25 protein-coding genes and 1 pseudogene are annotated in these 26,071 nt (G+C 74.2%); 10 read left to right on the top strand and 16 right to left on the bottom strand.

All coding sequences use genetic code 11. The features are described 5' to 3' along the window. The first annotated feature begins 20 nt into the window (after positions 1-20). Together ACFFKU_RS02710 and ACFFKU_RS02705 are read left to right on the top strand one after the other, a co-directional pair. On the top strand, positions 21-743 hold the full coding sequence (locus tag ACFFKU_RS02710) for a TetR/AcrR family transcriptional regulator (RefSeq protein ID WP_380136098.1): 723 nt from the start codon (positions 21-23) through the stop codon (positions 741-743). Next, positions 740-1,702, top strand: a pseudogene (locus tag ACFFKU_RS02705) (epimerase); the annotation flags it as partial. The gene ACFFKU_RS02710 and the pseudogene ACFFKU_RS02705, both read left to right, overlap by 4 nt. Here ACFFKU_RS02705 and ACFFKU_RS02700 read toward each other — a convergent pair. After that, positions 1,593-2,483, bottom strand: coding sequence for a DNA-formamidopyrimidine glycosylase family protein (locus ACFFKU_RS02700; protein ID WP_380135354.1), 891 nt, complete (start codon positions 2,481-2,483; stop codon positions 1,593-1,595). The pseudogene ACFFKU_RS02705 and the gene ACFFKU_RS02700 sit on opposite strands and share 110 nt — an antisense overlap. Before the next feature lie 122 nt (positions 2,484-2,605). On the opposite strand from ACFFKU_RS02700, the gene ACFFKU_RS02695 reads away from it, so the two are divergent. The 5 genes from ACFFKU_RS02695 to ACFFKU_RS02675 are packed head-to-tail and all read left to right on the top strand — an operon-like array spanning position 2,606 to position 5,971. After that, complete coding sequence (locus tag ACFFKU_RS02695; protein WP_380135352.1) at positions 2,606-3,823, top strand: inorganic phosphate transporter; 1,218 nt, start codon at positions 2,606-2,608, stop codon at positions 3,821-3,823. A 16-nt stretch (positions 3,824-3,839) separates the two neighbouring features. Then, positions 3,840-4,139 (top strand): hypothetical protein, encoded by a 300-nt coding sequence (locus ACFFKU_RS02690; RefSeq protein WP_380135349.1) that lies wholly within the window; start codon positions 3,840-3,842, stop codon positions 4,137-4,139. Positions 4,140-4,149: 10 nt separating this feature from the next. After that, positions 4,150-4,455, top strand: a complete 306-nt coding sequence (locus ACFFKU_RS02685) for a DUF3349 domain-containing protein (protein WP_380135347.1) — start codon at positions 4,150-4,152, stop codon at positions 4,453-4,455. A 20-nt stretch (positions 4,456-4,475) separates the two neighbouring features. Next, positions 4,476-5,231 carry a hypothetical protein gene (locus ACFFKU_RS02680; RefSeq protein ID WP_380135345.1) on the top strand — a complete coding sequence of 252 codons (756 nt, stop codon included), beginning with the start codon at positions 4,476-4,478 and terminating at the stop codon, positions 5,229-5,231. Between the two features lie 20 nt (positions 5,232-5,251). Beyond that, positions 5,252-5,971: a hypothetical protein gene (locus ACFFKU_RS02675; protein ID WP_380135344.1), complete on the top strand. Its 720-nt coding sequence runs from the start codon at positions 5,252-5,254 to the stop codon at positions 5,969-5,971. A gap of 24 nt (positions 5,972-5,995) precedes the next feature. On the opposite strand, the gene ACFFKU_RS02670 is transcribed toward ACFFKU_RS02675, so the two are convergent. The 4 genes from ACFFKU_RS02670 to ACFFKU_RS02655 form a co-directional block, all read right to left on the bottom strand. Next, positions 5,996-10,060, bottom strand: a complete 4,065-nt coding sequence (locus ACFFKU_RS02670) for a fibronectin type III domain-containing protein (RefSeq protein WP_380135342.1) — start codon at positions 10,058-10,060, stop codon at positions 5,996-5,998. Positions 10,061-10,174: 114 nt separating this feature from the next. Next, a complete protein-coding gene (locus ACFFKU_RS02665) occupies positions 10,175-10,777 on the bottom strand; it encodes an NAD(P)H-dependent oxidoreductase (protein WP_380135340.1) in 603 nt (200 codons plus the stop codon). Between the two features lie 15 nt (positions 10,778-10,792). Next, a complete protein-coding gene (locus ACFFKU_RS02660; protein ID WP_380135337.1) occupies positions 10,793-12,610 on the bottom strand; it encodes a phosphatidylglycerol lysyltransferase domain-containing protein in 1,818 nt (605 codons plus the stop codon). 159 nt (positions 12,611-12,769) lie between these two features. Next, positions 12,770-13,129, bottom strand: coding sequence for an ATP-binding protein (locus tag ACFFKU_RS02655; RefSeq protein WP_380135334.1), 360 nt, complete (start codon positions 13,127-13,129; stop codon positions 12,770-12,772). A 139-nt stretch (positions 13,130-13,268) separates the two neighbouring features. Here ACFFKU_RS02655 and ACFFKU_RS02650 point away from each other — a divergent pair, with 139 nt between their 5' ends. Then, entirely contained in the window at positions 13,269-14,261 is a 993-nt protein-coding gene (locus ACFFKU_RS02650) for a hypothetical protein (RefSeq protein WP_380135332.1), read from the top strand. Here the strand turns inward: ACFFKU_RS02650 and ACFFKU_RS02645 are convergent. From ACFFKU_RS02645 to ACFFKU_RS02630, 4 genes are all read right to left on the bottom strand, one after another. After that, positions 14,258-15,667, bottom strand: a complete 1,410-nt coding sequence (locus tag ACFFKU_RS02645; protein WP_380136097.1) for a TonB-dependent receptor — start codon at positions 15,665-15,667, stop codon at positions 14,258-14,260. The two genes, ACFFKU_RS02650 and ACFFKU_RS02645, sit on opposite strands and share 4 nt — an antisense overlap. Before the next feature lie 158 nt (positions 15,668-15,825). Then, a complete protein-coding gene (locus ACFFKU_RS02640; protein ID WP_380135329.1) occupies positions 15,826-16,866 on the bottom strand; it encodes an aldose epimerase family protein in 1,041 nt (346 codons plus the stop codon). Positions 16,867-16,876: 10 nt separating this feature from the next. Then, entirely contained in the window at positions 16,877-17,077 is a 201-nt protein-coding gene (locus tag ACFFKU_RS02635; protein WP_380135327.1) for a hypothetical protein, read from the bottom strand. After that, entirely contained in the window at positions 17,074-18,504 is a 1,431-nt protein-coding gene (locus ACFFKU_RS02630; RefSeq protein ID WP_380135324.1) for a PspC domain-containing protein, read from the bottom strand. Before ACFFKU_RS02630 ends, ACFFKU_RS02635 begins: the two co-directional genes overlap by 4 nt. Positions 18,505-18,618: 114 nt before the next feature. Here ACFFKU_RS02630 and ACFFKU_RS02625 point away from each other — a divergent pair, with 114 nt between their 5' ends. Both ACFFKU_RS02625 and ACFFKU_RS02620 read left to right on the top strand, forming a co-directional pair. After that, positions 18,619-19,812, top strand: a complete 1,194-nt coding sequence (locus tag ACFFKU_RS02625; RefSeq protein ID WP_380135321.1) for an ATP-binding protein — start codon at positions 18,619-18,621, stop codon at positions 19,810-19,812. After that, complete coding sequence (locus tag ACFFKU_RS02620) at positions 19,809-20,498, top strand: LuxR C-terminal-related transcriptional regulator (protein WP_380135319.1); 690 nt, start codon at positions 19,809-19,811, stop codon at positions 20,496-20,498. Before ACFFKU_RS02625 ends, ACFFKU_RS02620 begins: the two co-directional genes overlap by 4 nt. Here ACFFKU_RS02620 and ACFFKU_RS02615 read toward each other — a convergent pair. From ACFFKU_RS02615 to ACFFKU_RS02585, 7 genes are all read right to left on the bottom strand, one after another. After that, positions 20,464-21,204 (bottom strand): class I SAM-dependent methyltransferase, encoded by a 741-nt coding sequence (locus ACFFKU_RS02615; RefSeq protein ID WP_380135316.1) that lies wholly within the window; start codon positions 21,202-21,204, stop codon positions 20,464-20,466. The two genes, ACFFKU_RS02620 and ACFFKU_RS02615, sit on opposite strands and share 35 nt — an antisense overlap. A 54-nt stretch (positions 21,205-21,258) precedes the next feature. Beyond that, positions 21,259-21,645, bottom strand: coding sequence for a type II toxin-antitoxin system death-on-curing family toxin (locus ACFFKU_RS02610; protein WP_380135314.1), 387 nt, complete (start codon positions 21,643-21,645; stop codon positions 21,259-21,261). Further along, positions 21,642-21,839: a ribbon-helix-helix protein, CopG family gene (locus tag ACFFKU_RS02605; protein ID WP_380135313.1), complete on the bottom strand. Its 198-nt coding sequence runs from the start codon at positions 21,837-21,839 to the stop codon at positions 21,642-21,644. The genes ACFFKU_RS02610 and ACFFKU_RS02605 overlap by 4 nt, the downstream gene beginning before the upstream one ends. A gap of 540 nt (positions 21,840-22,379) precedes the next feature. Further along, a complete protein-coding gene (locus ACFFKU_RS02600; protein WP_380135310.1) occupies positions 22,380-22,796 on the bottom strand; it encodes a PIN domain-containing protein in 417 nt (138 codons plus the stop codon). Further along, positions 22,793-23,065: a type II toxin-antitoxin system VapB family antitoxin gene (locus ACFFKU_RS02595; RefSeq protein ID WP_380135308.1), complete on the bottom strand. Its 273-nt coding sequence runs from the start codon at positions 23,063-23,065 to the stop codon at positions 22,793-22,795. Before ACFFKU_RS02595 ends, ACFFKU_RS02600 begins: the two co-directional genes overlap by 4 nt. Before the next feature lie 86 nt (positions 23,066-23,151). Continuing rightward, the gene (locus ACFFKU_RS02590; RefSeq protein ID WP_380135307.1) at positions 23,152-24,186 is read right to left on the bottom strand and encodes a phosphotransferase family protein; all 1,035 of its coding nucleotides are present in this window, start codon (positions 24,184-24,186) and stop codon (positions 23,152-23,154) included. A 61-nt stretch (positions 24,187-24,247) separates the two neighbouring features. After that, positions 24,248-26,047, bottom strand: a complete 1,800-nt coding sequence (locus ACFFKU_RS02585; protein WP_380135306.1) for a glycoside hydrolase family 35 protein — start codon at positions 26,045-26,047, stop codon at positions 24,248-24,250. Between the last annotated feature and the right edge of the window lie 24 nt (positions 26,048-26,071).

Genomic DNA, 26,071 nt, shown 5'->3' with positions numbered 1-26,071 from the left:
GTCTACCCTCGGACTTGAACGTGTTCAAAAAGGGGGCGAGCGAGGTGGAACCACCGACCCGTGGGGCCGAGACGCGGGGCCGCATCCTCGAGGCCGCGATGGCCCTGTTCGAGGAGAACGGCTACGAGAAGACGACGATGCGGGCGGTCGCGACCCGGGCCGGGGTCAGCCTCGGCAACGCGTACTACTGGTTCGGGTCCAAGCAGGACCTCGTGCAGGGGTACTACGAACGCATCCAGGCCGAGCACCTCGTCGCCTGCACCGGGGCCCTGCGCGGCCTCACCTCGCTGGCCGACCGGTGGACGGTCTACGAGCTCACGTTCCTCGACGTGGCCCGCCCCTGGCACCGGTTCGCCGGGAAGTTCTTCGCCCTGGCCGCCGACCCGAACAGTTCCGTGAGTCCCTTCAGCCCCGAGTCCGGCCCCGCCCGGGAGGCCGCGGTGGCCATCGCGCGAACCGTGGTCGAGGGCAGCACCGACCGGATGGACGCCCGGCTGCGCGCGGAACTGCCCGAACTGCTCTGGCTGGCCCACCTCGGCGTCACGGTCCACTGGGTCCACGACCGCAGTTCCGGCCAACGGCGCAGCACCGCCCTGGTGCGGCGGGTGGCCCCGCTGCTCGGGCGGACGCTGCCCCTCACCCGGCTGAAACTCCTGCGCGGCCCTCTCCACGACCTGCTCGACGTCGTCGCCGACGTGCGCGCGCCCGAACCCGAACCCGAGACCCGAGGAGCCCGGTCATGAAGGTCGTCATCCCCGGCGGGACGGGTCAGGTCGGCGGGATCCTCCGCCGCGCGCTGCACCGGGAGGGCGCCGAGGTCGTCGTGCTCGGCCGCCACCCGGTCGGGCTCGAGCCCGGTATCCGCCACCGGGTCTGGGACGGACGGACCCTGGGCGACTGGGCCGAGGAGGTCGACGGGGCCGACGCGGTGGTGAACCTGGCCGGGCGCAGCGTCAGCTGCCGCTACACCGACGACAACCTGCGCACGATGATGGCCTCGCGCGTCGACTCGACCCGGGTCGTCGGTGAGGCGATCGCCCGCGCCGCCCAGCCCCCCGCGGTGTGGTTGCAGGCCAGCACCGCCACGGTCTACGCCGATGCCCGCAGCCGCGCCGACGACCGGCCCCACGACGAGGCCACCGGGTTCCTCGGAGGGGAGGAACCCGGTGTCCCCCTCTACTGGGAGTACAGCGTCCGGATCGCCCGACGCTGGGAGGAGGCGTTGTTCGGTGCTCCCACCCCGCGGACCCGACGGGTGGCGCTGCGCTCGGCGATGGTGATGAGCCCCGATCGCGGCGGGATCTTCGACTACCTGTCGTGGATGGCCCGTCTCGGCCTGGGCGGCCCCGTCGCGGGCGGGGAGCAGTACGTCTCCTGGCTGCACGAGACCGACCTCGTGCGGGCCGTCGAGTTCCTGCTGCACCGTGACGACCTCGACGGCCCGGTGATCCTGGCCGCCCCGGAACCGCTCCCCCAGCGCGAGTTCATGCGGGACCTGCGCCGGGCCTGGGGGGTGCCGGTCGGCCTGCCGGCGACGGCGGGCATGGCCGCCCTCGGCGCGCTCGTCCTGCGCACCGACCCCGAGCTGCTGCTCAAGAGCCGACGCGTGGTCCCGGGTCGGCTGCTGGCGGCGGGGTTCGAGTTCGCCCACCCGCGCTGGGCTCCGGCGGCGGTGGAGCTGCGGGCCCGGGCTGGCAGGAGGGGCACCACCACGTCCGCCGTCGCTCGGGATCACCCGGCACCTCGGGGATGACCTCGACCGTCGTCCCGCAGCGCCGGCACGGCTGACCGGCCCGCCCCGACACCCAGTGCTGCCGCCCCGGGCGGGTGTCCCCCGTCGTCACCTGCGGGGCTCCCGCGGGACTGACGGAGAACCGCAGCGCCTTGATCGCGAGCCGGACGAGCGGTTCGGTCCGGACCTCTCCCACGGGCACCCAGGGGGAGAGCCCGCGCAGGTAGCAGAGCTCGTCGGCCCACAGGTTGCCGATCCCGGCGAGGTTGCGCTGGTCGAGCAGGGCCGCCTTGACCGTCCGGTCCGGACGCCGCCCCAGGCGCCGGACCGCCTCCGCCACCAGGTCGTCGACGGGCGTGACGAGGTCGAGCAGGTCGGGCCCCAGGTGACCGACCGCGTCGGCCTCGTCGGCGGTGGGCAGCAGCTCGACCACCGGCATCCGCAGGGCCGCGGCCGACGGCCCGTCGGTCAGCAGCAGGATGCGGATGTCCGGTTCGAGCCGGCGGGGCAGTCGCTTGCCGGGGGTGAGGACGCTCCACTCGCCGTCCATCCGCAGGTGGGTGTGCAGGGTCACGCCGGTGGAGAACCGGGTCAGCAGGTGCTTGCCGCGCGAGGCCGTGCCCAGGACCGTCGCGCCGGTCAGGTCCGCCGTGGCGTGCTGGGGGACCCGGAAGTCGGAGCGGAGGACCTCGTGCCCGTCCAGCCGGGACAACCGCCGGGCCGCCCGGAACACGCTGTCACCCTCCGGCATCTCACCCTCCGTCCTCGCTCGATCACCAAGTTCCGGGTCCTCGATGAACTGTGGATGAACACTCGCGAGGTCTGGGTGATGGGGCTTCCGGCGGGCCTCCCCGTGCCTCACCGTTGGCCTACGTGGAGACCGCAACTCTCATCCTGGCCCTGGTCGTGGTGGTCGCACTGTCGTTCGACTTCACGAATGGGTTCCACGACACAGCCAACGCCATGGCCACGTCCATCGCCACCGGGGCGCTCAAGCCCAAGGTCGCCGTCGCCCTCTCGGGCATCCTCAACCTGATCGGCGCGTTCCTCTCCGTCGAGGTCGCCCTGACGGTCACCAACGCGGTGGTCAAGATCCAGAACAAGGACGGCTCCCCCAAGGCGGACCTCCTGGCCGGCAACGGCAGCGCCCTGCTCCTGATCATCCTGGCCGGGCTCGTCGGGGCCATCGTCTGGAACCTGCTGACCTGGCTGCTGGGCCTGCCCTCGAGCTCGTCGCACGCCCTCTTCGGCGGGCTGATCGGCGCCACGGTCGCGGGCCTCGGCTGGGCCGGGGTCAACTGGGCCGGGGACGGCAGCAAGATCGACGGCGTCATCGGGAAGGTCATGATCCCGGCCGTCGCGTCCCCGTTGATCGCGATCACCGTGGCCACGGTCGGGACGTGGCTGGTCCACAAGGTCACCGCTGGGGTGGCGCAGCGCTTCACCGACCAGGGTTTCCGCTGGGGGCAGATCGGCTCGGCCTCGCTGGTCTCGCTGGCGCACGGGACGAACGACGCGCAGAAGACCATGGGCGTCATCACCCTGGCCCTCATCGCCTCCGGGCACTGGACCTCCACGACCGAGATCCCGTTCTGGGTCAAGTGCACCTGCGCCTTCGCGATCGCCCTGGGCACCTACCTCGGCGGATGGCGCATCATCCGCACGCTGGGCAAGGGCCTCATCGAGATCTCCCCGCCGCAGGGCATGGCCGCCGAGACCTCCTCCGGCGCGGTCATCCTCATCTCCAGCCACATGGGTTTCGCGCTCTCCACGACGCACGTGACCACGGGTTCCGTCCTCGGCAGCGGGCTCGGCAAGCCCGGGGCCACCGTCCGCTGGCGGGTCATGGGGCGCATGGTCGCCGCGTGGTTCATCACCATCCCGGCCGCCGGTCTGGTCGGGGCCCTCATGTGGTGGATCGCCCACGTCCTCGGCGGCGGGGCCGTCGGGGCCCTCGCGATCTCGCTGATCCTGCTGGCCGCGACGGTCGGGATGGTCGTGCGCTCCCGCCGCAACCCGGTCCACGCCGACAACGTCAACGACGACTGGGAGGCCACCAGCACCCCCCAGCCGACCCCCGCCTCCGTCTGAGCCCGAGAGGAACCGCATGTCCGCCCTGCTGCCCCTCGCGACCGAGGCCCTCGGCCGCATCCTGATCGCCGCCCTGGTCCTCGGGGCCGGGATCCCCGTCCTGTTCTCCGCGGGCATCCGGTCCCTGGCCTGGGGTGCGGGCGGGGACGCCGAGACCGGTGGCGCCCCGGGCCACCCGCTCGGCCGGCCGCTCGCCGTCGTGTGCTTCGCGGTCGTCGTGGCCGCGGTCGCGCTCGGGGTCACGTTCATCGTGGCCAGCGGTTTCGGCAAGGCCCTGAGTTTCGACTCCGTGATCCCGACCCTGGTCGACAAGTAAGGGAGAGCCGATGGCGAACGCCGCCGCCCTGCCCGGACGTGTCCTGGACTGGCTGCGGGCCGGGTACCCCACCGGGGTGCCGCGCCAGGACTACGTCGCCCTCCTCGGTCTGCTGCGTCGCAAGCTGACCGAGGAGGAAGTCCACTCCATCGCCGGTGAACTGGCCGGGATGGCCCGCGTCGGTGAGGTCATCACCGTCGCCGACGTCGAACGCCTCATCACCCGCGCGACCCTCGACGAACCGGGCGAGGCCGACGTCGCCCGGGTCTCGGCCCGGCTCGCCGCCGGCGGGTGGCCGCTCGCCCGGATCGGGTGATCGACCCCTACGGTGAACGCGTGAGCGCCGTCGAAGAACCCCCGTCGCGGCAGCCCCGGCAACCCCCGTGGGTCTGGGTCGTCGCCGTCGCCTCGTTCCTGCTGCCGCTGCTGCTCGCGGACACCGTCCGACGGCTGGTCGGCGGGGAGCTGGACAGCGCCCTGTTCTCCCCCGACGAGGGTCCCGGTGACACCCCGACCACCTACGTGACGATCGAGGGCACCCCGCCGACGCTCGGGGACCGTCTGGGCCTCCTCTGGCAGCTCGGCTACTTCGGGCTGGGGAGCAGCCTGGGCGTGGCGGCCCTCCCCCCGATCGCCCTGGCGGTTCTGGCGCGGACGGGGACGCCGATCGCCCGAGCCGCGCGCCTCGCCGTCGCCGCGGCCGCCGGCGTCACCGCCCTCGCGCTGGGCGCGCTGGCGGTGCAGACGATGCTCGCCGTCGCGGGGGCGAACCAGGACGGGTCGGACTCCGACACCTCGTGGTTCGGCAGTTCCTTCCAGCTGCTGCCCAACCTCGTGCAGTTCCTGACCGTGGCCCTCCTGCTCGGGGTGGCGGCCTGGCTGCTGCTCCGGCCGGGCGCCCGGCACGTCCCGGCGGTCGTCGGACCGGACGAGGACGACGAACCGGACGCGAAGGACGAGGACGGGGACGACGCCGAGGTGGGGGTCGTCGAGGTCCAGGACGAACCGGAACCCCGTCCGACGCCCGCGGTTCCCGCCCCGGAACCGGAGCGTTGGGAGTACGACCCGGCCGACTACCACCGCCCCCGCTGATCCCCGCCTACCGTGGGCGGGTGGACCGTCGTCAGCCGTGGTGGGTGTGGGCCCTGGTCGCCGCGTCGGCGGTGGCCCTGCTCGGTGTCCTGGAGGTCGTCCGCGAGGCGTTGGGCGGGGAGCTGGACCCGTTCATGTTCGGTTCCAGCGGGGTCGGCCCGGACGGGCTGATCGAGTACACGACGTCCGACGGAACCCCGCCCGACCAGGTCGACCGGTTCTGGGGCCTGTCCCAGCTGCTCTCCCAGGTCGGCACCGCGCCGCTGATCGCGGCCGCATTGCCCCTGGCGACCCTGGCCGCGCTGGTGCGGGCCGGCCTGCACGTCGGCCGATCGGCCCGGCTGGCGGCCGCCGTCGTCGCCGGCGTCGGGACCGTGGTCTGCGTGGTGGGATTCGTGACCTCGGTCCGGTCGATGGACACGGGGGCGGGGATCCCGGCGTTGCCCTGGGCGATGCGGGGCAGCACCCTGTCCACCCTGCCCGACCTCGGGCAGTTCCTGGCCGTGGCCGTCGTGCTGGCCGTCTCGGCGTGGGGTCTGCTGCGGTTCGCGACGGACCCCGTCGAAGAACCCGAGGAGCAGGAACCCGACGGCGACGCGCCGACCCTGGTCGAACCGCCGGGGGTCGTGGCGCCCCGGCCGGCCCACGCGGACCCGCGACCTGAACCTCGACCCGAGCCGGAACCGGAATCGGGGCCGGGTTGGGGTTACGACCCGGCCGACTACCGCCGCCCCCGCTGAGTCCCGGACCGGGACCGGCCGGCCTCAGTCGCGCAGCAGGCGTCCGAACGCCGTGACCGGACCGTCCTCGAGGCTGTTCGGGCCGCCGAAGGCGAACCCGGTCCGGGCCCCGGCGTCGGTGGCCGCGGTGACCGCGGTGCGGGCGGTGGCGGTGAGGTCGTCGCCCCGGGTCAGCACGAGCGGCCCCTGCAGCACGCCCATCGCCGCGGCGCCGACCAACGCGTCGGGCCAGGCGGTGCCCGAGGCGAGCCCGACCGCCCGGGCGGTACCCGGGAACCCTTCGGCCAGCAGGCGGGCGGTGTCGTAGCGGTCGGCGCCGACGACGGCCGCCCGGGTCGCCGCGGCCGCCGCGGGGGCGGGCAGGCTCCCGGCCGCCGTCCGGGCCGCCCCGCCGACGGGCACGGTGCGGGCCCCGGTGGGATCGACGCGGGCCAGGAACTGCGCGGTGACGGCGGGCAGCACCGGACCGGCGCTGAGCACGACGGTCCCGTCGGTGGCGGCGGCGAGCGCGGACACCGTCAGGCCGTCGGGGTAGTCGACGCCGGAGACCAGGTAGACCGGACCGGCCCCGCCGATCTGCTCGGCCGTCCGCACCGCGGTCGCGTAGCGGTTCGCGCCCCCGAGTCGTTCGACCTCGTAGGTGCGGTCCAGGTCGGCGAGCTGGTCGGCCACCGTGGCGGAGACGGCCGAGTCGGACCCGAGGACGTAGACCGTGCCACCCGGACGGACCAGCCGACGGACCTCGGCGGCCACACCCGAGTCCAGGTCGGCCGACCCGGTGAGCAGCAGCGGGCCGCCGACCTTCGCGGCCAGGCGCGCGCCGCCGATCGAGTCGGCGAACGTCGTCGAGGTCGCCACGACGGCGGCGGTCGCCCGGGCCGCCACGGGGAACACCTGCTGGGCCGCGACTACGGACGTCTGCACCCGGGAGTTCCCGGACAACCGCAGCAGCGTGGGGGCCTGCGGGGTGGCGGAGACGACGACGCTCGCCGCCCCTGCGCCGATCCCGGAGACCGCCCGGACGGTGACGGGGTAGCTCTGCCCGTTGGCGACCCCGGTGACCGTGGCCCGCAGGGTTCCGCCCGCGGTCGTCGTCGTCAGGGCCCGGAACGAACGGCCCCCGTCGGTCGAGACCTCGTACCCGGTGATCGCCGACGTGCCCGCCGGTCCGGCGACGAAGGTCAGGGCGAGGGAGTTGTTGGCACCGGTGACGGTCAGCCCGGTCGGGGCGCCGGGAGCGTTCTGCACGGCCACCGGGGCGAGCGCCACCGTGACCGGCAGCGCCATCTGCCGGGTCGTGCCGGTCGGGGTGACCCCGGCCGCGAAGAACGTGTGGCCCCCCGGCGTGAGGGACGAGGGCACCGTCACCGGCTGGGAGAAGTTCCCTTGGCCGTCGGTGGTGACCGTGGCGAGCGCGGTGGGGGTGGAGTAGATGGCGATCGACGCCGTGGAGAACGGGGCGAAACCCGTCCCGACCACGACGACCTGCTCACCGATGGCCGGTTGCGTGGGGTTCCCGACCGCGGTCAGCGTGGTCGGGACGGCCGGGGGCAACGCCGCCGGAACCGTGGGCGGGTCCGCCTCGACCGCGGCGGACGGGCTGCTGGGAACCGAGTCCACGCCGTTGGCCCCGAGCGAGACCACGGTCACCTGGTCGTTCGTCCCGGCCACCGCGCCCAGGACGCAGGAACGCACCGTCGGGTCGGTCACCGTGCAGGAACCCCCGCCGTTGACGGCGGTGGCGCGGTACCCGGTGACGTTCGTGAGCGATCCGGGCAACGGCCAGCTCGCCAGGATCGACGACTCCCCCGGAACCGCGGTCGGGGTCGAGGGGGCCGAGACCCGGTAGGGGGTCACCGAACCGTCCGCGGTGTCGGTGTCGCCCACCGCGTTCGTCGCCCGCAACCGGACCTGGTCGGTGCTCCCGTTGGTCAGACCGGGGACGTCGACGTAACCCACCCCCGGGCCGGTGAACGTGGGGGTCACCGGGACGAAACTCCCGACGCTCGCGACGCGGTAGGCGTACCCGGTGACCGGGGAGCCCCCGTCGGCGACCGCGAAGGTGATGCGGGCCGAGGAGTCCCGGCCGACGAAACCCACGTTCGAGAGCACGGGCGGGCGGGCCGGTGTTCCGGGCCGGCTCGTGGAGGCGGCTCCGGGTCCACCGGCGTTCAGCGCCCGGACCCGCACGGGGTAGTTCTGCCCGTTGGTCAGACCGGAGAGCGTGCCGACCTCGAGACCACCCGACGACGACGTGCTCAGCGGGGCCCAGGTCGCGCCGTCGTCGCGGCTGGCCTCGTACCCCGTGACGGGGGTTCCGCCGTACCCGGTGGGCGGGGTGATCGACAGGGTGAGTGCCGCGTCCCTGCGGGAGACCGACAACCCGGGGGCGCTCGCGCGCACGTCGGGGGTGAGGGTTCCGGCGCCGCGCGCGGGGCCGGCGCCGATCGCGTTCACGGCCCGGACCTCGACGGCGTAGGCCGTGCCGTTGGTGAGACCGGAGACCGTCCCGGTCAGCCCGGAACCGCTGACCGTGGTGGGCAGCGTGACCCAGGAACCCGTGCCGTTGAGCCGGTACTCGTAGCGCTGGACCGGCGAACCCCCGTCGGCACCGGGGGTGAGGGCGAGGGCGAGGGCGGCGTTCTGCGACTCCCCGGTCAGGGCCACGGGAACCGAGGGCGGCCCGGCGGGGAGGGTGGTCCCGGCCGCGGCGGGGGACCCGGCGCCGGAGGAGTTCAGGGCCCGGACCCGGACGGTCGTCGCCACCCCGTTCGCCAGCCCGTCGACGGTCGCCGCGAAGGCGGTTCCCGAACCCGGCGACGTCGTGAGGGACTGCCAGGTGGTCCCCCCGTCGACGGAACTCTCGTACCCCGTCGGGGAGCCCGCGGCCGGGGGGTCGAAGGCCAGCACGGCCGCCCCCGACCCCGCCGCCGTGGCGGTCAGGTTCAACGGCGCGGTGGGCACGGCGACGGGGGTGACCGAGGCGGTGGACACCTCACCCGGACCGTTCGCGTTGACCGCGCGGACGTCGACGGCGTGCGAGGTGCCGTTGCTGAGCCCGGTCACGACCAGCGAGGCGCTGCCCCCGGAGACGTTCGCGGCGACCGCGGTCCAGGAGCCCCCGTCGACCCGGTACTGGTAGCCGGTGATGGGTGAACCGTTGTCGGCCGGGACGGTGAAGTCCATCCGGGCGGAACCGTCGAGCGGGGTCGCGGTCAGTTTCGTGCTCGTCGGGCACCCGCCGACCTCGACCGTGACGGAGCCGTCACCCGTCCCCGTGGCCGTGCCGTTCACCTCGGCGGTGACGCCCTGGGGCACGTGGTTCGACCCGCCCCCGCCGCCGCCGGTCGTGGTGCTGGCCCCGGGGGTGGCGCCGCCGCCACCGCCGCCGAACCACCCGCCGCCCCCACCGCCGCCGGAGAGTCCGGTGCCGGGCGCGGTCCCGCCCCGGCCGCCGGCGAGCGCGGCGCCGTCGACCGGGGTGTCGGCCGGGGAACCGGCCATCGGCCCGGCCAGACCACCCGCGGTCTCCGTGCCCCCCGTCCCGGCGTTCGCACCGCCACCGGCGCTGCCGACGGGTCCGGCGTCGCCCCCCGGGGCGATCCCGCCCGCGTCGTCCCCGGCCCCACCGCCACCCCCGGCCACGAACGTCAGCGGGGATCCTCCGGACGCGGGGGTGATGACGACGCGCGACGACCCGCCACCGGCCCCGGCGGAGTTCGCCCCCGCGCCGCCGTTGCCGGGTGAGTTCTTCGAGGCGCTGCGCGGACCGGCCTCGACGGTGACCTGGTCCAGCGCCGAGACCGGGACGGAGACGACCACGCGACCACCCCGACCGCCGCGGTTCAGGCCGTCCTGGGCCCCCGGGGTGCTGGACGCGGACGCACCGGAGGCGCCGGTGATGTCGAGGAACACCCGGCAGCCGCCGGCGGAGAACGTCTGCGTCCCGCTCGCGGGGGTGAAGGTCTGCGGCACCGCGGCGGCGGTCGTCGTCGTCAGCGTGGTCACCGCGACCGTCGTGGTGAGGACCAGTCCCGGGACGAGTCCGGACGCGAGGAGGCGCGCGGCACGGCGCGGGGAGGTCGTCACCCCATCACCGTAGCCCTCTGCAACCTCCTGAGAACGATCAGTGATGAAACCGGGACGCACGACGGCCCCCGGTCCTGGTCGACCGGGGGCCGTGGTGGGTCTGGCGGGGAGGGGTCAGGCGGAGGTGAGGCGGCCGGCGACGGTCACGACCCGCCGGGCCAGGTGGTCCAGCGCCGCCTTCTCGGCGTCGCCGAGCGGGATGTCGTTGTCGCCCCCGGTGACGTGCGAGACCCCGTAGGGGTTGCCGTCGACGAACTTCAGGCCCTCGGTGTAGCCGGGCGGCACGATGATCCCGCCGAAGTGGTAGATCGTGTTGTACAGCGCCAGCAGGGTCGTCTCCTGGCCCCCGTGCGCGGTCTGGCTCGCCGTGAACCCGGCGTACACCTTGTCGGCCAGCTGACCCTGGGCCCACTGCGCGCCGAGGGAGTCGATGAACAGCTTGAGCTGCCCCGCGACGTTGCCGTAGCGGGTGGGCGAACCGAACAGCACCGCGTCGGCCCAGACGATGTCCTCGGCGGTCGCCGAGGGGTTCTGCTCGGCCTGCTCGGCCGCCTGCTGCTGGGCCTCGCTCGCCTCCCGGTCGCCGCCCCCCTGGCGGGCCACCGGACGCAGCCGGACCTCGGCGCCGGCGGACTCCGCGGCGGCGGCGGCCAGCTCGGCCATCCCCTGCACGGTTCCGGTGGCGGAGTAGTACACGATCGCGACCTTGACAGCCATCTCTTCGCTCCCTGGTCAAACGGTGTCAGTTTCAACAATCCTGGCGGGATCACCGTAGGCCCGCCCGCCCGGGCCCGCCAGTGAACGGCGGCCGAACGTCCGGGTGGGCAGGAACTGCTCGACCACGGCCACCGCCAGCCCGATGCGGGGCAGGTCGGCGGAGCGGTCGAAGCAGAGGAAGCGGGGGACCCAGCGCGGCTGGTACTTGGCGTTGCTGCGGTAGAGCTGCTCCAGCTGCCAGCTCCGGGAGAACACGACCAGCAGGCGGTACCAGAGCCGCAGCACCGGCCCGGCCCCCAGCCGCGACCCCCGGTCGAAGACGGAGCGGAACACCGCGAAGTTCAACGACACCCGCTCGACGTCGTGCCGGCGGGCGTGGGCGACCACCTCGGTGACGACGAGCTCCACGGTTCCGTTGGGGGCGGCCGGGTCCCGCCGCATGAGGTCCAGGGACACCCCGCGCCGACCCCACGGCACGAAGGTCAGGACGGCCTGCAGACCGCCGGCCGCGTCCCGGGCGGTGGCCACGAGCAGTTCGGGGTCGGCCGGGTCGGCCAACCGGCCCAGCGCCATCGAGAAACCCCGCTCCTGGCCGATCCGCCACCCGGCGGCCGCCGCGGCGATCTCGGCGAGCTCGTCGGGTCCGAGGTCGGCCTGCCGCCGGATGCTGACGCTCGCCCCACCCCGCCGGGTGCGGTTCACGGCCTGGCGGACACCCCGCACGGCCCGGCCCTCCAGGCTGAAGGAGGCGACGTCGAGCACGGCCTCGTCGCCCACCTCCAGAACCTGCATCCCGGCCCGGTGGTAGACCTCGGCGCCGGCGGCCGAGGCCCCCACCACCGCTCCGACCCAGGCGTGGGCCGCGAGCTGCTCGCGCCACGCGGCGACCGCCGCGGGCCAGGACATCTCGTTGCCGACCGGGTCGCCGCTGGCCACGCTGACCCCGGCCACCACGCGGTGGACCACGGCGGCCCGACCGTTGGGGGAGAACACCGCGGACTTGTCGCGCCGCAGGTTGAAGTAGCCGAGCGCGTCGCCCTCCCCCTCGGTCGCCAGCAGGTGCCGCAACCGGTCCTCCGCCGAACCGAGCGCGGTCGGGTCCGCGGCGGGGCGGAACAGGAACCAGGTCACCAGCAGGACCACGACGAGCCCCAGCGAGTTCAGCAGGACGTCCACCCAGCCGGGCACGACGACCCCGGAGGGGAAGATGACGAAACTGTCGACCGAGACGAGCAGCCCGGCCGCGGCGTACCAGAGCCGGGTCAGCACCGCGCCGCCCGCGTCCTGCGTCGCCACGACGACGGCCGTGCCCACGGCCAGGCAGACCGCCCCGGCCCCACCCCCGATGAGGGCGGCCTGCCGGACGCCCAACCGGGACGGCAGGACCCGGAACTCGCGGCGGGCGACGAGGAGGAGAGCGACGACGAGGATCTGGACCCCGAGCAGCCACAGGATCGCCGGGTCGCTGGCGCTGGCGCTCCAGGCGAGGTTGAAGATCGCGTTGAGCCCGGTCACCAGGACCGCGGCCCACCAGGCGGCCCGCTTGCGCCGACCCAGGGAGCGGGCCAGGAGCAGCATCACCGCCCCGTAGCCGAAACTCGGCCAGCTGGTGGCGAACACGAGACCGACCACCAGCGGCGGACCGTCGGAGACCCGGTCCAGCAGGGGCGCCGAGAAGGCGAGCACCAGGGAGAACAACCCGGAGATCCCGAAGACGGCCGCCCCGATCCGGGCGGCGAGGCGCCGCAGAGACGCCGAACGGTCGGGGGCAGGTGCGGGGGGAGCCTCGCGTCGCACCCCGCGCGGTGGATCGACCAGCTGGACCGTGCTCACGTGCGTGTTCCCTTCGACCGGTGCCTGTGGCTCCAGCCTGGCGGGAAGGGGGTCGCGCGGTCGTCCGCCCCGGGGACCGCATCCGTCGAGCGTCGTCCCCGACCGAGGGAGGGGTCGGATCACCCCACGGGTGGACCCGGTGTCGGACCCCGGGTGGGTTCAGGGCGCCAGCCGGCACCAGACGGTCTTGCCCGCACGACCCTGCGGGTCTCGCTGGACCCCCCAGTCGGCACTGACCGCGGCGACCAGGGCGACCCCCCGGCCGGAGGTGTCCTCCGGGACCGCCGTGGTCAGGCGGGGACCGGCGTCACCCCCGTCGTGCACCCGGATGGTGGCCCCGGTCTCCGGGTCGCAGTCCAGGGCCACGGTGACCGGGGGCGAGCCGTGCTGGACCGCGTTGGTCACCAGTTCCGAGACGAGCAGGTGGGCGTGCTCCAGGGAGACGGCGGTGTGCTCGTCGCACCAGTGCTCCTCGAGGAAGCGTCGAGCGGCCCGGGCAGCGGAGAGGTCCCACTGCACGGACGTCTCCGCCCGAGGTCGTCTGTCGCACACTTCAAGAATCGTGCCCCCTGTGGACGAGGAGCGCTCGTTCAACATCCATCCACGACGTGGGCACCTCCCGTTGCCCCGGGGCGCGGGCCGCGGCGATGCTCACGGGGTGGACGAGGACGAGGTCGTGGCGATGGCCGTCGAGCTGTACGCGCTGCCCCCGGCCGGGTTCGTCGAGGCCCGCGACGAGCTCGTCGGGCAGCTGCGCGGCGTCGACCGTTCCCTGGCCGCGCTGGTCAAGGGCTGGGGGCGGCCCACCGCCGCCGCGTGGGCGGTGAACGCCCTGGCCCGCGGCCACGCCGCGGAGCTGGAACCGCTGCTCGCGGTCGGCGCGCAGATGCGGGAGGCCCAGGACCAGCTCGACGGGCCGACCCTGCGCGGCCTGCAGACCCAGGTCCAGCAGGTGCTGCGCGGGTTGCTGCAGACCGCCCGCCGCGCCGCGGGCGAGGCCGGGGTCACCCTGGGGACCGCCCCCGGCGAGCAGGTGCTGAGCACCCTGCGGGCCGCCATGGCCGACCCCGGTGCGGCCGAGGCCGTCCGCAGCGCCCGGCTGATGCGGGCGTTGGAGCACACCGGCTTCGGCGAGGTCGACGTGCACGAGGCGGTGGCGGCGACGGGTGGTCGGGCCACCCCGGGGGTGCGGGCGACCCGCCCGGCGGGCGGCCGGACGGCTCCCCCGGCCCGGGCCCTGCGCTCGGTCCGACCTGCGTCGGGACCCGAACCCGAACCGGAACGCGCCGAACGGGAGCGGGCCGAGCGCGAGCGCAGCGAACGCGAACGCGCCGAACGGGAGCGTCGTCGGGCGGCCCTGGACGAGGCGGTGGGGGTCGCCGCCGAGGCGCAGGAGGAGCTGCACGACCGGGAGGACGACCTGGAGGACGCCGAACGGCGCCACCGCGAGGCGGAGACGGCCGTCGCCGACCTCACCCGGCGGCTGGACCAGGCCCGCACCGAGCTGGAGACGTCGGGCGGCGACCGGCAGCACGCGATCCGGTCGCGCGACCGCGCCGCCCGGGCCGCGGACCGGGCGGCCGCGGCCGAGCAGCGCGCACGGGAGGCGTGGGAGGAGCTGCGACCGCTGCGCGTCGTCGCCGACGACTAGAGCGCGTCGCGCTTGTAGCCGAAGAACTGCCGCTTGGCGATCAGGTCGGCCACCTCGCCCGGGACCATGTCGCGCCAGGTCTCGTCGTGCTCGGCGATGCGGCGCAGCACGTCGCGCGACAGGATCGAGAGGTAGTCGGGGTCGTAGTCGGCGAGGTGGACGAAACTGCCGCGCCCGGCCAGGTAGTCGAAGAGCGGTTGCAGCTCCTCCCCCACCTGCATGTCCTCCACGGTGACGATCTCCCCGGTGTCGACGTCCCGCTTGGGGTAGACGAACAACCGGAGGTCGTTCTTGAGCAGCCGCCCCCAGCTCTCCAGCAGGCCGCCCTGCAGGTGGGCGTGGCTGGCCTCGTCGAACAGGGCCTCCAGGCTGGGAACCCCCATGACCATGCCGATCCGCTCCGACGTCCGGGCCTGCAGGTAGGCGGCCAGGCGGTGGTAGTCGGCGAAGTTCGAGATGAGGACCGTGTTGCCGGTCGCGGAGAGCAGGTCGGCGCGGGCGAGGAAGTCGCGCCGGTCGACCTTGGTCCCCCCGGCCAGGAGGTTGCTCATGGTCAGTTCGGTCAGCGAGAGGACCGCCTTGCCCGCCACCGCCGGGTCCTGCGCGAACTGGCGCTGCGCGCAGGCGAGCATGTCGGTGTTGACGTTGGTGGGCGGGCGGAAGCTGCCGCGCTCGACGAGGACCGGGCGCCGGCGCAGCGCCTCCGACGGTTGCAGCACCTCGCGGTCGGCCCCGAACATGGCCACCCCGGAGAGCCCCAGGTGGACCAGTTGCAGGGCCATCAGGCGGTTGTCGACGCTGCGGAACTCGATCCCCGAGAACTTGATCATGTCGACCTCGATCCGCCCGGTGCTGAGGCGGTCGAGCAGGCTGGCGACGATCTCGTCGGGTTCGTGCCGCTCGAAGAACGCGGCGTGCAGCAGGTTCACCCCGACGATGCCGAGCGCCTCCTGCTGCTGCGCGGCGTCGTCGTCGAGCATCCGGACGTGCACGAGGATCTCGTTCGGCTGGTCCTCGGGGTGGGCCTGGAACCGCACCCCCATCCAGCCGTGGCACTCGTTGCCGCCGCGGTAGCTGCGGGCGACCACGGTGTCGGCGAAGGCGAAGAAGCAGGTGGTGTCGCCCCGGGCCTCGGACAGCCGCTCGACGTTGAGGGTGTACTCGTGCTCCAGCATGGCGCGGAGGCGGCCCAGGGAGACGTAGCGCTCGGACCGGCCGTAGACCGCGTCGGAGACCGCCATGTCGTAGGCGGACATCGACTTCGCGATCGTCCCGGCCGCCCCACCGGCCCGGAAGAACCACCGGGCGACCTCCTGCCCGGCGCCGATCTCCGCGATCGTGCCGTACCAGCGCGGGTCGAGGTTGACGCGCAGCGCCTTCTGCAGGGTGTCCTCGCCCAGATCCATGGCAGTCATCGTCCCGTCCGTCCTCCGGCCCGGTCGGGCTCGGCGTGTCGCAGCGAGCCGTCGGCGTCGACGTAGGTGTCGCTCCCGATGATGGCGGGACCACCGGGCCCGGAGCCAGCCCTTCGCCGTATCCGGGGCGGCCCGTCCCGCGCGAGGCCTCAGGCGAGGCCGAAACGGAACTCCGAGACGGAGCGGAACTCCTCCCCCGTCCGCAGCTCGGTGGGGGGGAACTCCGGTCGGTTGGGCGCGTCGGGGAAACCCTGCGGCTCCAGGGCGATCCCGGCGAACCGCGGCCAGGACCGGCCCGAGGCCCCCACGAGGGTCCCGTCGAAGTGACCCCCCGTGTAGACCTGCACGCCCGGCTGGTCGGTCCAGAGTTCCAGCGAGCGGCCGCTGCCCTCCTCCACCAGCCGGACCGCGGGCGAGAGGGCCCGCGAGCCCCCGGGCTCGTCGGAGAGGACGAAGCAGTGGTCGAAACCGACGCCCCGGTCGAGCTGCTCCCCGCCCTCGGCCAGCCGCGCGCCCACGGACGCCGGCCGGCGGAGGTCGAACGGCGTCCCGGCGACGGGGCGGATCCCCTCCGGCAGCCCGGTGGTGTCGATCGGGAGGTAGGACTCGGCCTCCACCTGGAGCAGGTGCGTCTCGACGCTGCCGGACCCCTCCCCCGCCAGGTTGAAGTAGGCGTGGTTGGTGAGGTTCAGCACGGTCGTGGAGTCGGTGGTGGCCGAGAACTCGACGATCAGGGACGCGTCGTCCAGCACGTAGTCGACGTGGACGCTGAGGTTGCCGGGGAAGCCGTTGTCCCCGTCGCGGCTGAGCAACGAGAACCGCACCCCGCGCCGGTCGTCCAGGGCCCGGGATTCCCAGACCCGGCCCGAGAACCCCTCGGGCCCACCGTGGAGGGCGTTGCCGCGGTCGTTGGCCGGGACGGCGAACTCCACCCCGTCGACCTGGAAGCGGCCACCGCGCAGGCGGTTCGCGTAGCGGCCGATGCTGGCGCCCAGGTACTCCCCGCTCGGTTCCCGGTAGGGCTCGGGACTCGCGAAACCGAGGACGACCTCGCCCGGACGGCCCTCCCGGTCGGGGGCGGTCACGGACTGCACCCGGGCACCGTGGTCGAGCAGGGCGACGCGCACGGTCCCGTCGTCCAGCTGCCACCGGCCGCCGTCGTGCGTGACCCCGTCGCCGTTCGTCGTCATCCTCGGGAACCTACCGGCGGCGTCGGAGCCCCGCGACGGCGGTGCCGACGAGGACGAGCAGGCCGGCGAGCAGCAGCACGGCGGCCGCCCCCCACCGCCAGTCCAGGCTCCGCCCGGTCAGTTCGTGCAGGCCGAGGGCGACCGCCACGGCCAGCCAGACCAGTCCGCCGACGAGCGTCCCGACGGCCACGGGGTTCTGGTCGGGGTTCACGAGTCCGCCCCCGGACGGATCTCGACCTCGCCGGCCCAGGCGCGGGCCTGCAGCACCCCGGTGCCGTCGGGGACCTGCCACCGCGCCGGGTCGTCCCCGCGCACCACCGTCGCCGCGGCCAGGTCCCGGGCCCCCGGCCCGACCGCGAAGACCGGGCGGAGGAGCACGCCCTCGATCCCCCCGTCGGTGACCTCGCCGTAGCGCACCGGCGCGTCGTCCGACCCCGTCGCGCCGACGCGGACCACGTCGTCGGCGACGGGGACGGTGATCCCGCCGGCCCCCACGAACACCTCGACCAGGACCGCCGCGGAGCGCGGGGCCTCGACCACCAGGGTGCCCGCCGCCACCGTCGCCACGGCCGGCCCCGCCGCGCCCGGCAGGCGGCTCGGGTCGACCCGCAGGTCACCGGCCACCGCCGACCAGGCCGGCTCGGCGGCCTGCGAGGCCGCGGTCGGGGTCCAGACCCCCGACCGCTGCCAGTGCCAGTTCTCCGCCCCCGGGAGCACGGACGCGGCGAGCGCCACCAGGGCGACCGGCCAGCCGAACCCGACCAGGGCCGAGGTGCGCCCGCGGACACCGGCCAGCACGGCGCCGAGCCCGAGGAGGGCCAGCACCAGGGCACCCGCCAGCGGGACCAGCGCGCCCGGACCGCCGGGCAGCACCCCCAGCCGTTCGGCCAGCACGCACCCGCCGACGGCGAGCAGCGCCGAGCCCAGGACGAAGGACGTCAGCAGGGGCGAACCCGGGCGGGGCGGGCGCGGCGGGGTGGGCGGGGTCTGCCGCTCGGCCTTGGTCCGTTCGGTCGCCGACCCGTGGCCGGCGAAGGGGGCCGGCGGGTGCAGCGGGGTCCCTCCGGTGGGCGGCTTGCGCAGGTCGACCGGGTGCGGGGGCGTGACGGGTACCGGGGCCGTCGGCGGATCCGTCCGACCCGGCCCGGGAGCCGGTTCCGGTCGGGGGCCGGGGGCGCCGCCGCGGAGCAGCCACCACCCGAGGACCACCGCCGCCCCGGTGACGAGGAAACCCCAGCCGCGCCCGTCCCAGGCCCCCCAGCCCAGGCCGAGGATCCCGCGCTGCCACACCAGGTCCGTGAGCACGAGGCCGCCGGCGGCGACGAGCCCGCCGGACACGTCGCCCCGGACGGCGGCCTCCGCCTCGATCCGTCCCTGCCGGTCCCCGGGACGCCCGTCGGGCAGGAGGGCCCAGGCCAGGCCGTACAGCAGCAACCCGACCCCGCCGACCAGCGTCACCGCGACGAGCACCCCGCGGACGACGAGGGGGTCGACCCCGAACCGCTGGGCGACGCCCCCGCAGACCCCGACGAACCACCGGTCCTCGTCGCGCCGGACCCCCCAGGAACGGACGGTGCCGAAGAACCGCGCGGCCCCGGTCGGGGTCGACGCGCCCGGAGTCGGGGAGCCCTCGGTCATGGCTCCAGCCTGCCGCCCCGGGGCCCGCGCCCGGTATGGGGGACAACCCTGAACCGACCCCGGACCCCGCGGCGGGGTCTCCGTCCCACGGTTCGTCCGTGCCACGATCGCCGGGTGAGCCCCTCCCCCGCGTTCGTCCGCCCGGTCGGCGGGCGACGGCTGGGCGGGGTCGCGAGCGGGCTCGCCGCGCACACGGGGTTGCCGGTCCAGCGCGTGCGGACGACGTTCGTGGCCGCCGCGCTGCTGGGCGGGACGGGGCTCGCGCTCTACGCGGTCTGGTGGCTGCTCGTCCCCGACGAACGGGAGGCGGGCCCGCAGCGTCCCACCCCCTCGGACTGGGTGCTCGCCCACCGCGACGCGCTGCTCGGCGGGATCCTCGTGGTCGCCGGGGCGGCCACGGCGTTGCGGCTCAGCGGGTTGCCGCTGTCGGCGCGCGTGCTGCTGCCCGTCCTCGTCGTGGTCGCCGGCCTCGTGCTGGCCTGGAGCCAGCTGGACGCGGCCCGCCGGCGTCGGCTGGTGGACGGGGCGGGCGCCGGGCGTGGGGCCGCCGTGCGGGTCGCGGCCGGGGCCTCGCTGGTCGCCGCGGGGCTGGTCGCCCTGCTGGTCGGCAGCGACCCGGCCGCCCTCGGGGCCTCGACGCTGGCCTCGCTGGCCATGCTCGTCGGGATGGCCATCGTCGCCGCCCCCTGGGCCGTCCGGTTGTGGAGCGACCTCGGGGCCGAGCGCGCCGCCCGGGCCCGCGAGCAGGAGCGCGCCGAGCTCGCCGCGCACGTCCACGACTCCGTCCTGCAGACGCTGGCCCTCATCCAGCGGCGCAGCGCCGAACCGGAGGTCAGCCGGTTGGCCCGGGCCCAGGAGCGCGACCTGCGGCGCTGGCTGTACGGCGACCACGGGCAGCAGGAGGGGACCGTCGGGGCGGGGTTGCGGAGCGCGGCCGAGGAGGTCGAGGACCTCACCGGGGCCGCGGTGGAGGTGGTCGTGGTCGGCGACCTGGACGGGTTGGCCCTCGACCGCGCCACCGGGGCGCTCGTCCAGGCGACCCGCGAGGCGTTGCTGAACGCCGCCCGGCACGCGGGCGGACCCGTCGCGCTCTACGCGGAACGTGCGGGTGCCGCGATCGAGGTCTCGGTGCGCGACCGCGGTCCGGGTTTCGACGTCGACGCCGTGCCCGCCGACCGCCTCGGGGTGCGGGAGTCCATCATCGGTCGGATGACCCGGGCCGGGGGGAGCGCGGAGATCCGCCGCCCCTTCGACGGGGGCACCGAGGTCGTGCTGCGGTCCACCGTGGCGCAGAAGGAGGCGACGTGAGCATCCGGGTCCTGGTGGTCGACGACCACCGTCTGGTCCGCACCGGGGTGACCGCCGAACTCGCGGCGGCCGAGGACGTCGAGGTGGTCGGCGAGGCCGCCGACGTCGAGTCCGCCGTCGCCGCGGTCGCGAGGTTGAGCCCCGACGTGGTGCTGCTCGACGTGCACCTCCCTCTCGCCGAGGGGGATTCTCCGGCGGCCGGGGCCGGTTCCGGCGGTGCCGAGGTCCTCGCCCGCTGCCTGGGGGCGGGCGGTGAGGAGAGACCCGTCCGGTTCCTCGCGTTGTCGGTCTCCGACGCCGCCGACGACGTGATCGCCGTGATCCGCCGTGGCGCACGGGGTTACGTCACCAAGACCATCTCGGGTCCCGACCTGGCGGCCGCCGTGCGGAGGGTGGCCGAGGGCGACGCGGTGTTCAGTCCCCGGTTGGCGGGTTTCGTGCTCGACGCGTTCGGGGCGATGAGCGGCGAGGTCGCCGTCGCCGACGACGAGCTCGACCGCCTCTCGGCCCGGGAGCGCGAGGTCATGCGCCTCATCGCCCGCGGTCGCTCCTACAAGGAGGTCGCCCGGGAACTGTTCATCTCGGTGAAGACGGTGGAGACGCACGTGTCCTCGGTGCTGCGGAAACTCCAGCTCTCGAGCCGGCACGAACTCACGCGGTGGGCGGCGGCCCGGAGGTTGCTGTGAGCGGGACCGTGGTGGGGCGCTCCGCCCGGTCCCGGGTGAGTTCCCACAACCCGTAGCGGACGACGTAGCCGTACTCGTCGTGCCGCCAGGCGGGGACGTGGCGGTAGGACGCGGGCGACAACCCGGCCGCCGTGATGGCCGCGAGCTGCTCGGTCGCCGTCCAGGAGTTCATGACGACCCCGGGCAACCCGTCCTCGGAGAACGGCCGTGTCCCGACGGCGCGGTCCTCGACGATCCCGAGGAGCAGCCGGGCGCCCGGGGCCGACGCCACCGCGAGGTGCCCGACCGTGACGGTCAGGTCCCGGCAGAACTCCAGGCACCCCACGGCGACCACCACGTCGAAGCGCCCCCACTCCCCCGGGACCGGGTCGTGGAGGTCGTGCCGCTCGTAGCGCCCCTCGGGACGCTGTGCCCGCGCCTCGGCGAGCATCGCCGGGGACAGGTCGGTCCCCAGCACCTCCACGTCCGGGGCCAGGTCTCGGGTCAGTTGCCCCGGGCCGCAGCCGATCTCCAGCACCCGGCACTCCGGCGTGACCGACCGGTGCAGGAAGTCCGCGACCAGCGGGCCGTAGAACTGCAGGGACCGCCACCCCGGGACGTAGTGGTCGGCGAAGTCGTCGTAGTAGTCCCGGACGGCCGCCGCCTCTCGCGCGCGGTCGGTGGCCGGCGGGACGGGGAGGTCGGGTTCGTCAGCGGCGGATCGCACACCTGATCCTCCCCTGGGCAAGCGGGTGGCGGGCAGCGCGGATGGCCGCGCGTCCTACCCGAGGTGCCGCTCGATGACCTCCGTCAGCTCCGCGGCGTCGATGTGCCCGGCGGCCACCGCCAGCACCATCTGTTCCGCGTCGTCCACATCCATGATCAGGTCGGTGCCGTTGAGCAGACAGAAGACGCGGGTCGCAGACCAGGCCAGGCGCTTGTTGCCGTCCACCAGCGGATGGTTGCGGGCCAGGGAGTGCATGAGGGCGGCGGCCTTGTCCGCCAGGGTGGGGTAGGCATCATCGCCGAAGACGGTGGTCCGGGGGCGGGCAGCGGCCGAGGCGAGCAGTCCCAGGTCACGGACCTGCACGTTCTCGACGACGCCGGCGGCGATCTCGAGCAGGTCCTCGGTCGAGAGGTGGTCCAGCGGGTGTTCGGGCTGAGTCACTGCGCCAGGCGGGCGAGGAGTTCGGCGTCCTCGGTGCGTACCCGGTCGATGGCCGCGCGGAGGCGGGCGGGGCGGGCGGAGACGTACTCGGCGATGGCGGTGCGGGCGACCTCCTGCATGGAGCGACCCTCCTGTTCGGCGCGACGGCGCAGAGCCTCGGTCTCGTCGTCGGTCAGTCGGAGGTTCATCGCCATGCAGGAATGGTACCGCTCTGGTACCAACCACGTCAGGCGCGGCGGGCTCGACGCGACCGGGAGGCGTAGAGCTTGATCTCAACGTGCTGGGCGCGAACCTGCACCTGACGGTGACGCCCGACGACGAGCTCGAGGTGCTGGAATCTGGGCAGTGACTCTGCTGTGACCGAGGGGCGCGTCGGAGACGCCCGGAGCCTGACCCGCTTTCCCGGACACCATCCCGAGGCGATGATGTCGCCCGGCAAGAGTCCCCTGATGCCCCGACCCCACCCGCCGTGGCCTGGTGTCGAGCGAGCAGCATGAGCCGGCAGCAGACCGAGTAAGTGCGCCGATGGAGGTACGCGATGACGACCGACGGACGAGGTCGACAACAGGAGCACGACACGGGCGAGGGAGGTGACAGCGCGGCGGTGCGGGTAGGCGGCGACAGCGACGGTGGTGGGGATGACGAGGCGGCCACCGCCTGACCCGAGGCTCGCCAGGGATGCGGGGTGACCGAGAAGTCGACGCGGTCGTCGGTCGAGCGCCGCCCCGTCGAGGTCACGCAGTGGGTGCGTCGCGGGAGACGACGCGCTCTTGCCGCAAGGAGCTGACACGGGCGATCAGCTCGAAGTCTTTGTCCAGGTGCAGGAGCGTCAACTCGTGTTCCATGGCCGTGGCTGCGAGGAGGAGGTCCACCGGACCCGGTGCCCGGTGCCATCCCCGGTGGGTGAGGCGTTCCTGCAGGTCCTGTGCGCGGGCGCTGACCGCAGCGTCGACCTCGATGACGGTCATCGCCTCGGTGACGTCGGCGACGACCTCGCGGTAGTCCTGAGGAGAACGGGCGGAGAACCCGATCTCCAGCACACTGGGCCGAGCGATGTGCAGCAGGTCTTCACGCAGGAGTTCGTTCAGTCGGGCGGCCACGGCAGGTTGGTGCCAGCGGGCGTGGACTGACTTGTCGAGCTGGAAACTCACGCAGCGCCTCGTGCTCGATCGTCGGTGCCCGGAGCCTCGGCGTCCTCACCGGTGTCTTCGCCGGTGGCCTTCGGGTGCTCCTGGATGAGGGGGGCGAAGTAGCCGCTCTCGGCGCGGGTGATGAGGCGTTCGGCAGCAGCACGGCGGCGTTCGTGGCGCAGGAGGGCGCGCAGGGCGGCCTCGACGGTCTCGCGTTTGGTGGTCGTTCCGGTGATGGCGGCTACCTGAGCCAGCAGGTCGTCGTCGATGTCGATGTGCGTCTTGCTCATGGCGGACCTCCTCGGCATGTACACGTTGAAGGTAGCTGATGTACAGGTGGGTGGCCATGACGGCATCGATCGGACCGTGCGGTCCTTCAGCCCGCCAGGTCGAGTGCTTCGTCGCACCAGCCGACCAGGTGCGCCAGTGCTGCTCCGCGCTGGCGGTAGAGGTGCTCGGTGTCGGCACGCTGGTGGTAGGCGTCGTGCTCGGTGTCGGTGGCCCTCTGCAGCAGCAGGGGAAGCAGCCACGTGTACTTCACGCACGAGGCCACCATTCCGAGCCGGGCCTCGCGTTCGGTGCCGTCCCAACCGCCGCCGCGGAGCCCGTCGAGGTAGGCGGGCCAGCACGCTGCTTCCAGCTCCGCGAGGCGCTCGGCCGGCCAGAAGAGGTCGAAGACCGCGTCGGGCAGGTAGTTGCCCAGGTCCTCCCCGACGGCGCCGTCGCCGGCGAAGGCCCAGTCCAGCAGGACGACCTCGCCGCTGGGTCGCCGGATGACGTTGGAGACCCACGCATCGAGGTGGCAGAGGGCGCGGGGCAGGGCTTCCATCACGTCGAGCAGGTCCTCGCGATGGGTCAGCAGTCGCGCCCACCCGGCCCGCAGGTCCACCGGCCAGGTACCGGCGATGAGGGACTGGGTCCAGGCCGCGTCGTCCTCGACCAGGGCGACGTCGCCGGGGCGGCTGGTGGAGTAGGCCCGCAGGAATCCGCGTGAGGCCCAGGCCGGTGCGGGCCGCAAGGGACGGGCCTGCCAGCGGCCGAGACCGACGGCGGTGGCGATGTGGTCGGCGAGGGTGAAGTCGGCGCCGACGGTGCCGTGCACGTCCTCCAGCCAGAGGTGGGTGCCCTGCGCGTCGGGCTGGACCTCGGCGGCGGGTAGGTCCAGGCCGGTGCCGCTCAGGGAAGCTCGCAGTCGTGGGTCGGTGTAGACCTCGGCCTCGCGAGCCCAGTAGTTCCAGTCGCCGGGTGCGGTGGAGGCGGCCCAGTGCGCGGGTGCGGTGGGAACCGTCCCGGCCCGTCGGAGCTGCTTGTGGACCCGGGTGCTGCCGTCGGAGGCGCGGACGCGTTCGACGGTGCCGGTGGTGGCGTTGTCGGGGTTGAACCTCAGCGTCTCGTGCTGCGGGGAGGCCATGACGGCGATCCTGGCAGGAGGAGCGCAGCTGTCATCGATGCGTCGAGCGTCGGTGAGACGGTCAGGACTCGGTGTGGCCGAGGTCCAACCCGGGGAGGGTTCGGACCATCGGGTCGGTGGTCCCGTCGAACTCCAGGACGACGACCTCGTTGCGCCCGGCCCGCACGGCCGCGCCGGGAACGTAGAGCGTCCGCTGGGGGCCGCGGCGCCAGTACCGGCCCAGGCAGAACCCGTTGATCCACATGACGCCCTTGCCCCAGTTCGCGGTGTCCAGGAACAGGTCGACGGGTTCGGCGACGTCGAGGACCGCGCGGGCGAGGACCGGACCGGCGAGTTCGACGGGTTCGTCGCGGGTCAGCTCGCGGCCGGGGAGGGTTCCGTCGTCGATGCCCACCGAACGCCAGCCGAGGAGTTCCTCCCCGCCGAGTCGCACCGGGCCGACGAGACCCTTGGCCTCACCGAGGCGGGGGCCGTAGTTGACCCGGCCCATGTCCTCGACGACGACGTCCAGACGCGCCCCGGCCGGGTGGGCCGGGAGCACGACCGCGACCGAGTGCTGGTCGCGCTGCAGCACCCCGACCCGGACCCCGTCGAGCAGCACGACGGCGCGGTCGCGGATCTCCCCGACCGAGAACAGGGTGGGTGTCGCCGAACCCGGGGACAGCGTGCGGAAGACCGCGAGCGCCACCGGTGACCCGTCGGCGCGCTCCAGGTCGTCGAGGGGGTGCAGGCCCTCCACCCCGGGGGAGTCCAGCAGTTCCAGGAACGGGGTCGCCGCGGTGACCGGGGCCGTGAGCACGGGGCCGGGGACGCTGCCGGGCAGTTCCCCCGCGGGGAGGTCGACGTAGCGTCCGATCACCTCGCGCAGCGCGTGGAACTTCGCCGTCGGGGCCCCGGCCTCGTCGAGCGGGGCGTCGTAGTCGTAGCTGGTGATGGTCGGCTGGTAGACACCCTTGTCGTTGGCCCCCGAGCTGAACCCGAAGTTCGTCCCGCCGTGCAGCATGTAGATGTTCACCGAGGCCCCGTGGTCCAGCAGGACGTCGAGCTCGTGGGCGGACTCGGCCGGGGTCGTCGTGTGGTGGTGCGCACCCCAGTGGTCGAACCAGCCGACCCAGAACTCCGAGCACATCAGCGGGCCGTCGGGCTGGTGGCGGCGCAGGGTCTGCAGCCGGTCCGCGGCCCGACCGCCGAAGGAACCGGTCGTGTGCAGGTCCGGCAACGTTCCCGCGGTCAGCATCTCGTCGGTCGGCTGGTCCACCGTGGTGAGGGGGACGGTGATGCCGGCACCCCGGGTGATGTCGACGAGGCGGTGCAGGTAGCGCCGTCGGGCGGCGGCGTCCTCGGGACCGGTGCCGGTCTCGTAGGCCCCGTACTCGTTCTCGATCTGCACCAGCAGGACGGGTCCCCCGCGGTCGATCTGGCGCGGCACCACGATCTCGTAGACGCGTTCCAGATACTCCTGCACGGGTTCGAGGTACCCCGGGTCGTCGATCCGCAGCCGGGCGCCGGAACGGGTCAGCCAGACCGGCAGACCGCCGTTGTCCCACTCCGCGCAGATGTAGGCCCCGGGCCGGACGATCGCGTGCATCCCCTCCTCGGCGACGACGTCGAGGAAGGCGCCGAGGTCGAGACCCTCGTCGACGACGAACTCCCCGCGCCGCGGCGAGTGCCGGTTCCACGGCACGTAGGTCTCGACGGTGTTCAGCCCGAGGTGGCGGGCCGCCCGGATCCGGTCGCGCCAGCGTCCCGGATGGATGCGGAAGTAGTGCAGCGTGCCGGAGAGGATCCGGTGCGGACGCCCGTCGAGGAGGAAGTCCTCGGTGCCGATGCGGAAGTCTCGCCCGGACGGGTGCTGGGGCACGGTGCTGCTCCTGGGGGTCGTCGG

This window comes from Kineococcus gynurae (assembly GCF_042433995.1).
Lineage (GTDB): Bacteria > Actinomycetota > Actinomycetes > Actinomycetales > Kineococcaceae > Kineococcus > Kineococcus gynurae.
Note: the sequence above shows the minus strand (reverse complement) of the source record. Positions and strands in the feature narration are given on the sequence as shown.

What these genes read in the sequence shown, in the direction of transcription:
- ACFFKU_RS02700 (WP_380135354.1), bottom strand. Translation starts at nt 2,483, where the DNA reads ATGCCGGAGGGTGACAGCGTGTTCCGGGCGGCCCGGCGGTTGTCCCGG.
- ACFFKU_RS02690 (WP_380135349.1), top strand. Translation starts at nt 3,840, where the DNA reads ATGTCCGCCCTGCTGCCCCTCGCGACCGAGGCCCTCGGCCGCATCCTG.
- ACFFKU_RS02685 (WP_380135347.1), top strand. Translation starts at nt 4,150, where the DNA reads ATGGCGAACGCCGCCGCCCTGCCCGGACGTGTCCTGGACTGGCTGCGG.
- ACFFKU_RS02665 (WP_380135340.1), bottom strand. Translation starts at nt 10,777, where the DNA reads ATGGCTGTCAAGGTCGCGATCGTGTACTACTCCGCCACCGGAACCGTG.
- ACFFKU_RS02645 (WP_380136097.1), bottom strand. Translation starts at nt 15,667, where the DNA reads ATGGATCTGGGCGAGGACACCCTGCAGAAGGCGCTGCGCGTCAACCTC.
- ACFFKU_RS02640 (WP_380135329.1), bottom strand. Translation starts at nt 16,866, where the DNA reads ATGACGACGAACGGCGACGGGGTCACGCACGACGGCGGCCGGTGGCAG.
- ACFFKU_RS02630 (WP_380135324.1), bottom strand. Translation starts at nt 18,504, where the DNA reads ATGACCGAGGGCTCCCCGACTCCGGGCGCGTCGACCCCGACCGGGGCC.
- ACFFKU_RS02605 (WP_380135313.1), bottom strand. Translation starts at nt 21,839, where the DNA reads ATGGCGATGAACCTCCGACTGACCGACGACGAGACCGAGGCTCTGCGC.
- ACFFKU_RS02595 (WP_380135308.1), bottom strand. Translation starts at nt 23,065, where the DNA reads ATGAGCAAGACGCACATCGACATCGACGACGACCTGCTGGCTCAGGTA.
- ACFFKU_RS02590 (WP_380135307.1), bottom strand. Translation starts at nt 24,186, where the DNA reads ATGGCCTCCCCGCAGCACGAGACGCTGAGGTTCAACCCCGACAACGCC.